Genomic DNA, 13,953 nt, shown 5'->3' with positions numbered 1-13,953 from the left:
TGAATGGATACGGAAGGACCCTACGCGAAATTAACAATTTTTTTAATAGTTTTGGCACTTATTATTTTAAATGCTCTTATAAATATGATATTTTCATCTTTAACTTCCCTAAATCATCAAAAATTAAGAGATATGGTAGAAAATGGAGATGAAAAAGCAAAAGATGTATTAAAAATATCCCAAGATCAACAAAGGCTAATGTTAAGTCAAAATTTTCAAGATGCAGTTTTGTCAATTTTTACAATGGCTTATCTTTTATTAAATATACAAGAGTCATTAAGGAGATTTTTAAATAGAGAATCAGATTTTATGCAAATTCTTATAATTATTTTTATGATAATTGTATTTGTAATTATAAAAAGAATTTTCGCAAATATGATTCCACAAAGAATTGGAATAAGAAATCCCTATATAATTTCCAAAAAAACAGCTGGATTTGCAAAATTTATCTTGTTTTTGACAAAACCTTTTGTAAGCTTTGTCAACAAAAGTACAAATCTTATAATGAATATTTTTGGAATAGAATCTAAGGCTATTGAAAAAGAAGTTACAGCTGAACAAATAAAATCAATTGTCCAAGTCGGAGAAGACCAAGGAGTTTTGAGACCTTTGGAATCAAAAATGATAAATTCGATTATGGAATTTGATGATGTGTGGGCTGAAGAAATAATGACAGCAAGGCCTGAAGTATTTATGATTGACATAAAAGATAGGGATAGGAAATATTTGGATGAATTTATTAAATTAAAACATTCAAGAATTCCGGTCTATGATGATGAAGTCGATAATATTCTTGGAATAATTTATACAAAAGATTATCTTTTAGAGGCCATAGATGTTGGAATAGCAAGTGTTGATATAAGAAAATTGATAAAACCAGCATTTTTTGTACCAGAAAAAATTGAAACTGATAAATTATTTTCCCAAATGCAAAAAGACCATACACATATGGCGATTTTGATTGATGAGTATGGTGGATTTTCAGGTATTGTTACCATGGAAGATTTGGTAGAAGAAATTGTTGGAGATATGGACGACACATTCGACAAGGACCTTCCAGATATTAGAACTTCAACAAAAGGTTCTTATATAGTAAAGGGTTCAACTTCAATAAAAGATTTAAATGATATTTTGGGACTAGATATTGATGAAGAAAATGTCCAATACGATACAGTTGGTGGATTTATAATTGATAAGTTAGGCTTTATACCAGATGATGATTGCGACCAAGCTGTAATTTATAAGGATTATGAATTTAAAATCCTTTATATAGAAGAAACTAGGATAAAAATTGTAAGAGTTAAAAAAATAAATAAGTCCGAAAAAAATTTGGATGAGAATAAAAAAAAGACAGAAAAAAACACTACTAATTAATACATAGTAGTGTTTTTTATTTATTCTAAAATATCTACCCCCATAGTTTTTTGGTATTTTTCAAGGTAATTCATTGATCCTTCTAGGTAGTAAATATTATTTAGTCCTTGTTTTTGTAATTTATTTACAACAGATTTTGCCATTATTCCACTTTGACAATAGATTAGGTATTTGTTTTTATTTTTAAAATCATGGGGGGTTATTTGATTTGTAGGAATATTTATGGCGTTTTTTATATGAGATTTGTCATATTTTTCTTTTTCTCTAATATCAACTATAATAAATTCATCTTTTTTATTTTCTAATTCTGGTATTTCTATGTTTTTTATTTTCTCTTCAAAAACATCTATAGCTTGACTTGCAAGGGTGTTTAGAGCATCTTCTGGGGTAGAAAATATTGGTTGATAGGATATTTCTGTATTATAAAGATCATAAATATCAGCTCCCATTCCAATTAATCCTGCTACAATGTCGACTCTTTTTACTACATCTCCAGGTCCTACTGCTTGAAAACCATAAATTTTCCCTGTGTAAGGATCGAAGGAAATTTTCATATTCATAGGCTTTGAATATGGAAGGATATTTACTGAATCGTTATGGGTTATTAGGGTTGATTTGTAAGGGATTTTTGCCGTATCTAATTGTTTTTTGCTAAGTCCTGTTGAGCCAATATTCATATCGAATGATCTTAGAGCAAATGATCCTATAAATGATGGGGATTTTTTGGCTTTTCCCATTATATGTTTTGCTACGAATTTTGCCTGTCTGTGAGCTGGCCATGCTAGATTTAATTTTGATTTTGTTCTTGTAATTTTATTATAAACTTCTATTACATCGCCAATGGCATAAATATCTGGGTCATTTGTTTTTAAATTTCTGTCGGTTTCTATTGCATGAGATTTTGTAAGTTTAAGACCAGCTTCTTCTGCAAGTTTTGAATTTGGTCTTACACCAATTGCGTTTATCAAAACGTCGTAAGATTGTTCTTTTCCGCTTTTAAATATTAGTTTTTGGTCTTTTACTTCTACAATTTCATCGTTTTTTATTAAATTTATATGTTTAGAAATATTTTCTTCTACAAATCCAGCCAATTCTTCATCAATATTTCCCAAAACTCTAGTTCTTACAACAAGAGATATATCAAGGTCAAGTTCATTTAAGTTTTCTGCACTTTCAATTCCTATAAAACCTGCACCATTTACAATGACTTTTTTTGCCTTATTTTCTTTAATATATTTTCTAATATTTTCAACGTCTACTACATTTTCAACCTTAAAGACATTTTTTCTTTCTTTATCCAAGCCTTTAATAGAATCTGGAATAAAAGGAGATGCTCCTGTTGCTATGACTAATTTGTCGTATTTTTCTTTGTATATTTCATTTTTCTTTAAATCTTTAACTTCTACAAATTTCTCGTTTCTATTTATTTTTACAACTTCTGAAAAATTTCTAGCATCTATATTGTTTTTTTTCTTAAATTCTTTTGGTCTTCTTGCTATCAAATCTTCCTTATCTTCTACCATGTAGGAAAGATAATATGGAATTTCGCAATTTTTAAAAGAAGTGTCCCTACCTTTTTCAAGTAAAATTATTTCGTTTTCATCTGAAAGTTTTCTTAAATTAGTTGCGCAAGTTGCTCCTGCTGCAACTGCTCCTATTATAACTATTTTCATAATTCACCTCCTTATACTTTTACCCAAATGATAATAATTAGTGTTTTAAAATTTTGAGGAAAATCACTCATAAATTTTTATTATTTATTAAAATAGCTTATAATATTAGTAAAAGAATTAAAAATTTAGAAATAGGTGATTTATGATAATTAATAGATATATAATTTTTTATTTTTTCTTTGCTCTTTTGGGATGGGTTTGGGAAAGTATTTATTGCACAGCTCAAAATCAAAAATGGCAAAATCGAGGATTTTTGTACGGGCCACTTTGTCCAATTTATGGTTTTGGTTCTATTTTTGCTCTTTTTGCTTATGATTTAGTAAATGAAGGAATACTTGAAAGACTTTCTTCGTTACAAATTTTTATTGTTGGTTTTATAGTTTCCATGATTTTGGAATATCCTACATCATATATTCTTGAAAAACTATTTCATTCAAGATGGTGGGATTATACAGATGTTCCCTTAAATTTAAATGGGAGAACATCAGTTCCAACTTCTATTGGATTTGGACTTGCGGCAATTTTAGTTATGAATTATTTAATTCCTATGGCAGAGGATTTGTATTTTCTTTTGCCAGAAATTTTAGTTATAATTCTACCTTTTATTTTGATAGGAATTCATTCATCAGATTTAACACTCACAGTAATAAACTTAACTAATTTCCAAAAAGAACTAGATGAAATTGAAGAAAACTTTCAAGAAAGAATGACTCAAAGAGTGGATAATTTTTATAAAAAGAAGAAATCCTTCAATCCAAAGTTACTAAGAAGTGTAGTATCATTTAAGATGAGTGAAAGAAGAAATAAAATTGCCAAGAAGATAATTGAAAAAAATAGAAAAAATAGAAGCAGATAGAAAAGAAAATCAAGACTATAAAATGTAAGAAGGCGGGATATTTCCCGTCTCTTTTAATTTATATTAAGACCTAGATTGAAACTAGATTCTAAAATATTTTTTCACCAAAAATATATTGAAAAAATATCTTTAATTCGGTATTGTAAAAAGTAGAAAAGAAAAGGAGAATCTATGATTTACAAAGCAGATTATGTAATATTAGAAGATAAAATTGAAAAGGATTTATTTGTAGAAGTGGAAGATGGAAAAGTAAAATCATTTTCTAAAAATGAGCCAGAAGAATTTGAATACTTAGAAGGAATTTTAGCTCCAGGACTTGTGGACACCCATATTCACGGATATAAAAATGAGGATATAATGAATGCCAAAAAAAGGAGCTTTGGATATAATTTCAAGGGGTTTACTTGAAACAGGAGTAACATCATTTTTACCAACAACTCTTACAGATTCAACCGATAGATTAAATAAGGCAGTAGAAGTAGTTGGAGAAGAATATAAAGATGTAAAGGGTGCAAAAGTTAGGGGAATATTTTTGGAAGGTCCATTTTTTACAGAAAAATACAAGGGGGCCCAAAACGAAAAATATATGTCCGATCCCGATATAGAAAAATTAAAAAAATGGAAAGAATTGTCAAAGGGTTTGGTAAATAAAATTGCCATAGCACCAGAAAGAAAAAATACAGAAGAATTTATTAAAAAAGCAAATGCCATGGGAGTTTATGTGGCCCTTGGCCATTCTGATGCATCTTATGACCAGGCGATAAAAGCAGTAGATGATGGAGCAAATATATTTGTCCACACCTTTAATGCTATGAGTGGCCTTCATCATAGAAATCCTGGTATGGTAGGAGCTGCCATGAATTCTGATGCAATTTCAGAATTAATTTGTGATGGCCACCATGTAAATCCTATCGCTTGTGAAATTTTAATAAATAAAAAAGGCTACCAAAAAATCGCCCTAATTACCGATTGCATGATGGCAGGAGGAATGCCTAATGGGGCCTATAAATTGGGAGATTTTCCAGTAGAAGTTAAAGATGGGACAGCAAGGCTTGAGTCTGGAAATCTTGCAGGATCAATTTTAAAATTAAAAGAAGCTGTCAAAAATGTGGTTGATTGGGATATAGCAGATATATTTGAAGCAGTTCAAATGGCATCTTTAATCCCTGCAAAATCTGTAGGAATAGACAATCTTTGTGGGAAAATAAAAGTAGGATACGATGCTGACTTTATTTTATTAGACTATGATTTAAACTTACTAAAAACATTTTTAAATGGACAGGAGAAATACAGTGTTTAAAATAAATAATTTTTATGACAACCCAAATATAGAAATCAAAGAAGAAAAAGGACCCTTTAAGGTTTTAGAATACCAAAAAAATCTCTCAGTCGACAAAAATTTTGCCATGAGCGAATATTTTTCATCAAAAATGCAAATTAGAAAAAGACAATTATCCTGTGACCTATCAATTTCACCTGTGACAAGCCAAACAGGTGCCATGCAATGGATGGTTGGAGATGTAGAATTAACAAGTGGTATAAAAGGAATAGGAGATTTCTTTTCAAAATCTATCAAAGGATCTGTGACAAAAGAAAGTGCCGTAAAACCAGAATACAGGGGAAGTGGAAGGGTTATTTTAGAACCTACCTACAAGCATATAATCTTAATAGATTTAGCTGAGTGGAATAATTCCATTGTCCTAGAAGATGGATATTTTTTAGCATGTACATCAAATTTAAAACAAAAAATAAAAACAAGGACTAACCTCTCATCGTCCTTGATGGGAAACGAGGGCATATTTAATTTAAAATTAGAAGGAGAGGGAATCCTTGCCTTAGAAAGTCCCATAGCAAAAGATGACTTGATAGAAATAGAACTTGAAAATGACCAAATTAAAATTGACGGATCTTACGCCATAGCTTGGTCAGATAGCCTAGATTTTTCAGTGAAAAAAGCATCCAAATCCCTAGTATCATCAGCTATGACTGAAGAAGGATTTGTAAATGTATATAAGGGAAGTGGGAAAATTTTACTTGCTCCTTTAAATTATATGGAAAAATAAAGGAATATTTATTAATTTAAAATTAATAAACAAACTTAATGCAAAAGTGAATATTATTTAAAAAATATCAATACTTGTTTAATTTAATAAAAGTAGTATATTTAAATTGTAAAGATTTAAAATAATCGGAGGGAATTATGAAATTGAAAAAAAATTTAAAATATGGTGCATCAGCACTAGCTCTTGCTCTTTTACTTTCAGCATGTTCTGGAGAAAATGCTAAACAAGCAAAAGAAGATGCAAAAGACGCAGCAAGCAATGCAAAGGCAGCTGTATCTGAAGAAGTTGCTTCAACAAAAGAAAAAGCTGAAGATAAAAAAGAAGAAATAAAAAGCGATGTTTCTAACAAAAAAGATGAAGCTGAAGAAAAAGTTGACCAAGCTACAACAGGAATAGAAGAAAAAGAATTTGCTATATCTCTTGATGATGCTGTAAATAAATTCAAAGAAGCTTTTAAAGTTGACGGAATTGAAGTTTCATCAGTAGAATTTGACAAAGATAACGATAAATATTCTTATGACATCAGTGGATTCAAAGGTAATGAAGAATTTGAAGCAAAAATAGATGCTGAAAGTGGAGAAGTTATATCAAAAGAACAAGATAAAGACGATGACCAAGAAGATAAGGCAATTGACTTTACAAAAGTTAAAGCTCCAAAAGAAGCAATAGCAAAAGCCTTAGAAAACAACAAAGGTTTTGTAAAATCTTATGAATTAGATGTAAACGATCAAGGCAAAACAGTTTACGAAATCGACGTAGTTGGCGGAGATGATGTAGAGCTTGACGCTGAGACACTAGATATAATTCAAAAATAATTTTATAAATATTTATAAAGTTATTGATTTTTTAAAAAAATTAGTATATAATATTTATATGATATGCTATTACATTGGCAAAAGGCAGGATAACTCCTGCTTTTTGTTTGTTTATTTTTAAATATTGATTTTAAAATTTTAGCTTGTATAATGAAAGTGTATAGAAGTTAACAAGTTATATGCATTTAAAAAGACAGGAGCTGCAACTCCTGTCTTTTTTCTTAATGTTTTGCTCTACTCTTAACTTCAATTAGAATCTTAATGCAATCATAAATTGCATTTGCCATTATATTAAGAGCAATAGTAGTTAACAAGTCTTCTATATGCATTTTTATCACCTCCCTACACAAGGTATAGAGATGTTTGCAAAATATCAAGTATATTTTATCATAAAGAAATTTTTAAAAAAATTAGAAAGAATAAAATACCGAGTATTAATTCAACCATACCCACTTTTTTTGCATAATTTTCATCCTTTAATCCATTTTTATAATCTTTTTCAAAGTTATTTATTAGCTTATATTTTTCCCTAAAATAGATATTGTAGCCGAAAAATATAAAGGCAAGGGCTAAAATTAAACTTATTATTTTTAATAATTTCATAAAATTCTCCTAGTAAGGAGCGTTTTCTGGTTGGGCTCCTAATTTTTTGATTTCAATCCTTAAAATCTTTGCAAGTTTTGGAAGGATTACTATCAAAACTATGGTATGAAATACAAAATTTATTGCCATTGTTGGAACTCTTAGCATAAATTGTGCCATAAAAGGATTGCCAGTAAGCTGGCTTGTCCATAGGGTGTTTAAAAATAAACTTGTGACAAGTGAATTTAAAATAGTACAAAATACAATATTTTTTCTTGTAATTTCCTTTCTATAAAAAAAGTAAGTATAAATCAAAGCAGCTGCAATTTTTGTTGTGATAAAGGGAAAATAAAATCCTCCAGCTGTTGGAAATATAAGATTTGATACCACATCAATAATTATTGATGCAAGAACAGCAAGAGATGGGTTAAAAATTGAACACATAGCTGCTGTTACTATAAATCCTAGACCGATTTTTCTGCTTACTGTAGTTATAGAAAAAAATCTTGAAACTACAATGGATAATGCTATAAAAAATGATAGCAAAATCAAGGTTCTGATGTTTTTTAAATTTTTCATTTTTTCCTCCTATTTGGTAGTCTGCCATCATAGGAAATGATGTAGCGGATGCGGACTAAAATCTTTCGTCTGAAAACAACATCCCATTTTCCAGCACTTAACGCCTTAGCCCTACTCTACCTATTAAATTTTACCTTATAATTATATCATCTGTTGGAAGAAAGTAGAAATTAAAAATTTATAAAAAGAATTGAAAAAAATAAAAAAAGAGCTAATTAAGCTCTTTTATTTTTTTCTATCCCCATTTTTTTTGTATAAATTCCTGTAAGTATTGGTGTTATTATACTGGTAAGGACAACTCCTAGGGCTATTTGGGCTATTGCTGTTTGGGACATTGCTGCAACAGAAGGGTCTGAATTTGCTATTATTGCTGGTACTGAAACTGAAAGTCCAGCTATGGATGAAATTCCAAAAGTCGTAATCCCGTTTTCTTTTAATATTTTTCTTTCGAAGAAAAATATTATTGGAAACATTAATAGGTAAAAAATAAGGGTTAAAATTATTCCTTGAAAACCAGCTTTTACCGCATCAATTATATTAATTCCTGCCCCAAAGGCCCAACCCATAAAAGGAGTTAGGATGGTTACAGCAGGTCCAAAAAATCCTGCCATATCCTTATCTAAATTCCCAATAATTATTCCAAGAATTATTGGAATCAAAACAGAAATTACAGGTGTCCAATCAATTTTTGATGCTTTTGCAATTGAATATACTAAAATTGGAAAGGCAGGCACACACAAAATTCCTGTAAGTCCAAAGGCTGCCTCATCATCTTCTGACCCATAATCGTGGGATAGGGCAAGATAAAGTGAGGGATTTAAAGAACAAATGGCTGTGATAAAAGTTAGGGCAGAAATGCCAAAAACTCCACCTAGACCAAATATTTTTATAAATAAAATTCCAAATCCAAAACAAAGAATAACCTTTAGCAAAAGAATAGATCCTTGTTTTCTAATAACCTTTTTTAACTTTTTAAAATCTAGGGCTGTAGATGATAAAAAACAAATGAGTCCTACTATATAATTAATCCCTTTTGTTGTAAAAAGAGCCTCTGTAATTCCCGCTACCTTAAAAAAATTTGGTGCGAATGTTGCAAAAAGCGCAGAAATTAACATGGGAATTAACAAAAGCCCTCCAGGGATTTTTTTCATAAATTTTAACATATAACCATCTCCTTTTTATAATTATACCCATAAAAAAACACCCCTTGGGGTGAGAAAAAATTAAAGGTCCAATTTCAATTGAATATTATATTCATCCTTGATTTTTTCAATAAGCCTTTGGGCTATCTCTTCCATATTTTCATCAGGAAAAATTTCCTCTTTTTCAATTTCCTTATATGGTAAAAGCACATAAGAAATCTTGTTATTCTTTAAAATAACAGCCGATCCTTTTTTATCAGCCATCCTTGCAATTTTTGAAAAATTTTTATTAGCCTCGGATATAGAAACTAAATTATCACCATCAATTTTCATCATAGCCTCCTATCCTATTTATAGCCATTTTCAAAAAAATTAAAACAAAAGACCCGTCTGGGTCTTTTAAAACTAAAGCATCAAAGGAGCCCCTGGTCCTAGTGGAAGTCCTAATAGATACCAAACAATCATAAGTCCTGACCAAGATATCAAAAATGCAAGAGAATATGGAAGCATCATTGAAGTAAGGGTTCCAAGGCCAGCGTCCTTGTCATATTTTTGCATAAATACAACAATCATTGCAAAATAAGACATAAGTGGGGTTATGATATTTGTTGAAGAATCACCAATTCTATAAGCAACTTGAGTAAGGGCAGGAGAAAGTCCAAGCTCTGCCATCATTGGAACAAAAATTGGAGCCATAATTGCCCATTTTGCTGAGGCTGATCCCATAAATAAATTTAAAAATGCTGTTAATAAAATAAACATTAATAAAAGTGGAAGTCCTTTTAAGTGGATTGATTGTAAAAATTCTGCACCGTTTTTAGCTAAAATTAAGGCTAGATTTGTCTTTGAAAAATATTCAACAAATTGAGCTGCAAAAAAGGCTAGAACCAAAAATCCACCCATACTCGCCATTGACTTTGTCATAGCATCAATCAAGTCATGACTAGATTTAATTGTTCCTACAGTTTTTCCGTAGACAATTCCTGGGATTAAAAATAAAAGCATCATGGCAGGAATAAGTCCATATTCCAAAAATTTATTCAAATTTAAAAGACCAGTTTTTTCATCAATACTCTTTAAAGGAGCATTTTTAGGAAACATCATAAGGGCCATTATAATAACAAAAATAATTAAAGAAATAAGGGCATTTCTAAGTCCTTTTTTTTCAAGATCTGTTAAAGGCTTATGATCTGCCTTATAAGTTCCTTTGTATTCTCCAAGGTTTTTTTCTACGATTTTTGTAGTAACCAAAGTACCAACAGCAGTAATTAAAAATGTTGAAGCAAAAAGAAAATAATAATTGCAAGTTACAGCAATTTTAAGATCCATTCCTACAGCCTTTAAAGCTTCGTTAGTAATATTTGTCAAAAGTGGATCAGTTGTTCCTAAAAGTAAATTTGCAGAAAATCCACCAGAAACACCAGCAAAAGCTGCAGCAATTCCAGCTAATGGATTTCTACCAGCAGCTGCAAAAATCATAGCACCCAAAGGAACAACTACAACATATCCCGCATCAGATGCAATATTTGACATAATCCCTGCAAAAATTACAGCAATAGTTAAAAGAGTTGGGGAAACATCAGAAAGTAAATTTTTTAAAGTTGCAGCGAAAAGTCCGCTGTTTTCAGCAACTCCAACTCCAAGCATAGCAACCAAAACAGTTCCAATAGGAGCAAACCCCATAAAATTATCAGTTGCAGAATTAAAAATATATCTTAAACCTTCAAGATTTAGAAGAGAAATAGCTTTTTTTGTAACTTCTTCTCCTTCCTTTGCATCAAAATAAGTAACGCTAAGACCTGCTTTTGCTGCAAAATGAGAAATAATAACAACTAAAATACTTAAAAATAAAAATATAATAGCAGGATGAGGCATCTTGTTACCAATTTTTTCTACAGATTTTAAAAATCCGCCAACGTCATTGGCATCTCTAACTTTTTTATCTTTTTTCGACATAAAACCTCCTTTTAATTTATGTTAAAAAATACTTTATAATTATACCATAAAACAAATAATTATTGCAAGTTAATTGTTATAAATTATAAGGTTACTTTAAAGATTACTATAAAAAAATCAATGATTTTCAAACTATAAATTTAAAAGACAGAAAAAAGTATTTTGTAAAAATATTTATTACTTTAATTTGACAAAACGAAAATTAGCTTTATAATAAATTTCAATAGAAAAAGAATAAAAAGGAGAAATTATGGAAAATAATAAGGAATACCAAAAAGCTTTAGCTATAGTTACAAGAAGATATGATTCTTATAAGGATATAAAAAAATTGGGCGTTTGGAAAGATTATAATGTCTACGAACCAGTTGTAGAAAATAAGGCTGCCCTAATAGGGCCTAATGAATATTTTCTAGTGAATGAAGATGAAAATAGGTGGACAAACCTAAAAGAAGAAAAGGAAATAATGGAATTTTTTGCAAAAAAAGCTTAATTTTAATATAAAGAAATTTATAAAATAAATTTTTTAAAAAATTATTTGCAAAAAAATATTTTGCAAGTAATATAATTCTATAAGAAAAATAGTTTTAGATGACGGGAAGAGTAAGGATTTTACTTTTTTTACAGAGAAAAAGTGTTAGCTGAGAGCTTTTATTAAAGATTATCCCCAAGACCACCCCTGATATTTTCGTTAATACGAAAGGCATGACCTGCCTTAAAACATCAATGAGTAAAAATTAAGGTGGAACCACGACACATCGTCCTTTGGGATGGTGTGTCTTTTTTATTTAAAAAAATGTTACTAATAGAAAAAATTATAAGGAGTAAATGATGATTAAAATTAAATTACCTGACGAAAGTGTAAAAGAATACGAAAAAGGTGTAAGCGTTGGGGATGTTACAAAAGATATTTCTGAAGGCTTATTTAGATCAGCTGTTGGAGCTGTTGTTAATGGAAAAGTTATGGGTTATGCTGAACCTATAAATGAAGATTCAGATTTTAAGGTTGTAAAATTTGAAGATAAAGAAGGAAAAGAAATTTTCTGGCATACATCAAGCCATGTTATGGCAGCTGCAATTAAAGAAATGTGGCCTGAAGCAAAATTTGCAATTGGACCTGCAATTGATGGTGGATTTTATTATGATATAGATCTTGAACATAGATTTGTTCCAGAAGATCTTCCAAAAATCGAAGCAAAAATGAAAGAAATTGCAAAAAAAGATTTGAAAATGGTAAGAAAAGAAATTTCAAGAGCTGATGCTTTAGAATATTTCAAAAAGGAAAACCAAGAATATAAGGTTGAATTAATTGAAGATCTACCAGAAGATGAATTAATCACTCTTTATGAAATGGGTGATGATGTATTTATTGATCTTTGCAAGGGTCCTCATCTTCTTTCAACAAAATCTATAAAAGCTGTAAAATTAAATTCTATAGCAGGAGCTTATTGGAGAGGCGATTCTGATAGAAAAATGCTTCAAAGAATTTATGGAATAAGTTTTGAAAAGAAAAAACAATTAGATGAATATATAAAACTTCAAGAAGAAGCTAAAAGACGTGATCACAGAAAAATTGGTAAAGAAATGAACTTATTCTCCTTCCACGAAGAAGCTCCAGGATTCCCATTTTTTAAAGAAAACGGAATGATTTTAAGACATGAGCTTTTAAATTGGTGGACTGATGTTTTAGCTAAAAATGGTTATGGTGAAATCCAAACTCCACTTATAATGAACGAAGAATTGTGGCATAGATCAGGTCACTGGGATCATTACAAAGAAAACATGTATTTTACAAAAATTGATGGTGAAAATTATGCAGTAAAACCAATGAACTGCCCTGGATCTGTTTTAGTTTATGGTGAAGAACCACATTCATACAGAGATCTTCCAATTAGACTTGCAGAATACGGTCAAGTTCACAGACACGAATTATCAGGAGCCCTTCACGGACTTTTCAGAGTAAGAACATTTACTCAAGATGATGCTCACGTTTATTGTCTACCAAGCCAAGTAAAAGATGAAGTATTTAAAATGATCGACCTTGCAGATCTTTTATATTCAACATTTGGTTTTAAATATAAAATAGAATTATCAACAAGACCAGATGATTTTATGGGAAAAATTGAAGAATGGAATTTTGCAGAAAAAGCCCTAGAAGATGCCCTAAAAGAAAGAGGAATTGATTATCAAATAAATCCAAAAGACGGAGCATTCTACGGACCAAAAATAGACTTCCACCTAGAAGATGCAGCAAAAAGAACATGGCAATGTGGAACAATCCAACTAGATTTCCAATTACCACAAAACTTTGATTTAACATATATAGATGAAAACGGTGAAAAGAAAAGACCAGTAATGCTTCACAGAGCCCTTCTAGGTTCAGTTGAAAGATTTATTGGTTCAGTTACAGAACAATTTGCAGGAAGATTCCCATTATGGATAAATCCAAAACAAGTTGAAATCATTCCAGTATCAGATAAATTTGCAGATTTTGCAGATGATTTAGCTGAAAAAATTAAAAAAGAAGGCTACAGAGTAGATGTTGATCACAGAAGCGAGGGAGTAGGATATAAGATCAGACAAGCTCAACTTATGAGAACAAACTACATGCTAGTAGTAGGAGAAAACGAAGAAAAATCTGGCAAATTAATAGTAAGAAATAGGGACGGAGAAGAAACAAAAGACGTATCTTTCGAAGAATTTATTGAAAAATTAAACCAAGAAAGAGATTCTAAATCACTTGAGTCAATATTTTAATTAAAAATAGCAAATAATAAGATTTAAACTTGTTAGTATTATAAATGAAAGTATAATTAATTAAATATTAAAAATAATAAAATCATAATAAATAGGGGCTTATGCCCTTATTTATTTGAGTAAATAATTATTTTATTTATTTTAAAATTAAAAAATAGA

14 protein-coding genes and 1 riboswitch are annotated in these 13,953 nt (G+C 29.9%); of the genes, 8 read left to right on the top strand and 6 right to left on the bottom strand.

From position 1 onward, the window contains the following. The first annotated feature begins 3 nt into the window (after nucleotides 1-3). The gene (locus ASHG_RS06200; RefSeq protein ID WP_040398239.1) at nucleotides 4-1,374 is read left to right on the top strand and encodes a hemolysin family protein; all 1,371 of its coding nucleotides are present in this window, start codon (nucleotides 4-6) and stop codon (nucleotides 1,372-1,374) included. 20 nt (nucleotides 1,375-1,394) lie between these two features. Here the strand turns inward: ASHG_RS06200 and ASHG_RS06195 are convergent, their stop codons facing one another. Next, entirely contained in the window at nucleotides 1,395-3,047 is a 1,653-nt protein-coding gene (locus tag ASHG_RS06195) for an FAD-dependent oxidoreductase (protein ID WP_040398237.1), read from the bottom strand. Nucleotides 3,048-3,189: 142 nt separating this feature from the next. On the opposite strand from ASHG_RS06195, the gene ASHG_RS06190 reads away from it, so the two are divergent. From ASHG_RS06190 to ASHG_RS06175, 5 genes are all read left to right on the top strand, one after another. Next, on the top strand, nucleotides 3,190-3,903 hold the full coding sequence (locus ASHG_RS06190; RefSeq protein WP_040398235.1) for a putative ABC transporter permease: 714 nt from the start codon (nucleotides 3,190-3,192) through the stop codon (nucleotides 3,901-3,903). Between the two features lie 171 nt (nucleotides 3,904-4,074). Further along, on the top strand, nucleotides 4,075-4,311 hold the full coding sequence (locus ASHG_RS09390; RefSeq protein WP_244264263.1) for a hypothetical protein: 237 nt from the start codon (nucleotides 4,075-4,077) through the stop codon (nucleotides 4,309-4,311). Next, nucleotides 4,265-5,203, top strand: a complete 939-nt coding sequence (gene nagA / locus ASHG_RS06185; protein WP_244264262.1) for an N-acetylglucosamine-6-phosphate deacetylase — start codon at nucleotides 4,265-4,267, stop codon at nucleotides 5,201-5,203. The genes ASHG_RS09390 and nagA overlap by 47 nt, the downstream gene beginning before the upstream one ends. Further along, nucleotides 5,196-5,966 carry an AIM24 family protein gene (locus ASHG_RS06180; protein ID WP_040398234.1) on the top strand — a complete coding sequence of 257 codons (771 nt, stop codon included), beginning with the start codon at nucleotides 5,196-5,198 and terminating at the stop codon, nucleotides 5,964-5,966. The genes nagA and ASHG_RS06180 overlap by 8 nt, the downstream gene beginning before the upstream one ends. 137 nt (nucleotides 5,967-6,103) lie before the next feature. Continuing rightward, complete coding sequence (locus ASHG_RS06175) at nucleotides 6,104-6,781, top strand: PepSY domain-containing protein (protein ID WP_040398233.1); 678 nt, start codon at nucleotides 6,104-6,106, stop codon at nucleotides 6,779-6,781. Nucleotides 6,782-7,168: 387 nt separating this feature from the next. Here ASHG_RS06175 and ASHG_RS06170 read toward each other — a convergent pair whose 3' ends face one another. From ASHG_RS06170 to ASHG_RS06150, 5 genes are all read right to left on the bottom strand, one after another. After that, entirely contained in the window at nucleotides 7,169-7,384 is a 216-nt protein-coding gene (locus ASHG_RS06170) for a hypothetical protein (protein ID WP_040398231.1), read from the bottom strand. Between the two features lie 9 nt (nucleotides 7,385-7,393). Continuing rightward, on the bottom strand, nucleotides 7,394-7,942 hold the full coding sequence (locus tag ASHG_RS06165) for a folate family ECF transporter S component (RefSeq protein WP_040398230.1): 549 nt from the start codon (nucleotides 7,940-7,942) through the stop codon (nucleotides 7,394-7,396). Nucleotides 7,943-7,982: 40 nt separating this feature from the next. Next, a riboswitch (THF riboswitch) is annotated at nucleotides 7,983-8,063 on the bottom strand. Between the two features lie 94 nt (nucleotides 8,064-8,157). Continuing rightward, complete coding sequence (locus tag ASHG_RS06160; protein WP_040398228.1) at nucleotides 8,158-9,105, bottom strand: 2-keto-3-deoxygluconate permease; 948 nt, start codon at nucleotides 9,103-9,105, stop codon at nucleotides 8,158-8,160. Between the two features lie 60 nt (nucleotides 9,106-9,165). Further along, on the bottom strand, nucleotides 9,166-9,417 hold the full coding sequence (locus ASHG_RS06155; protein ID WP_004817502.1) for a type II toxin-antitoxin system Phd/YefM family antitoxin: 252 nt from the start codon (nucleotides 9,415-9,417) through the stop codon (nucleotides 9,166-9,168). Nucleotides 9,418-9,489: 72 nt separating this feature from the next. Then, the gene (locus tag ASHG_RS06150) at nucleotides 9,490-11,040 is read right to left on the bottom strand and encodes an AbgT family transporter (protein WP_040398226.1); all 1,551 of its coding nucleotides are present in this window, start codon (nucleotides 11,038-11,040) and stop codon (nucleotides 9,490-9,492) included. A gap of 250 nt (nucleotides 11,041-11,290) precedes the next feature. Here ASHG_RS06150 and ASHG_RS06145 point away from each other — a divergent pair, with 250 nt between their 5' ends. Both ASHG_RS06145 and thrS read left to right on the top strand, forming a co-directional pair. Continuing rightward, a complete protein-coding gene (locus ASHG_RS06145) occupies nucleotides 11,291-11,530 on the top strand; it encodes a hypothetical protein (RefSeq protein ID WP_040398225.1) in 240 nt (79 codons plus the stop codon). Between the two features lie 338 nt (nucleotides 11,531-11,868). Beyond that, nucleotides 11,869-13,794, top strand: coding sequence for a threonine--tRNA ligase (gene thrS / locus ASHG_RS06140; protein ID WP_040398224.1), 1,926 nt, complete (start codon nucleotides 11,869-11,871; stop codon nucleotides 13,792-13,794). Nucleotides 13,795-13,953: the final 159 nt, after the last annotated feature.

Origin of the sequence: Anaerococcus senegalensis JC48 (genome assembly GCF_000321005.1) — a bacterium.
Classification (GTDB): Bacteria; Bacillota; Clostridia; order Tissierellales; family Peptoniphilaceae; genus Anaerococcus; species Anaerococcus senegalensis.
This window is presented reverse-complemented; position numbering and strand designations above follow the sequence as displayed.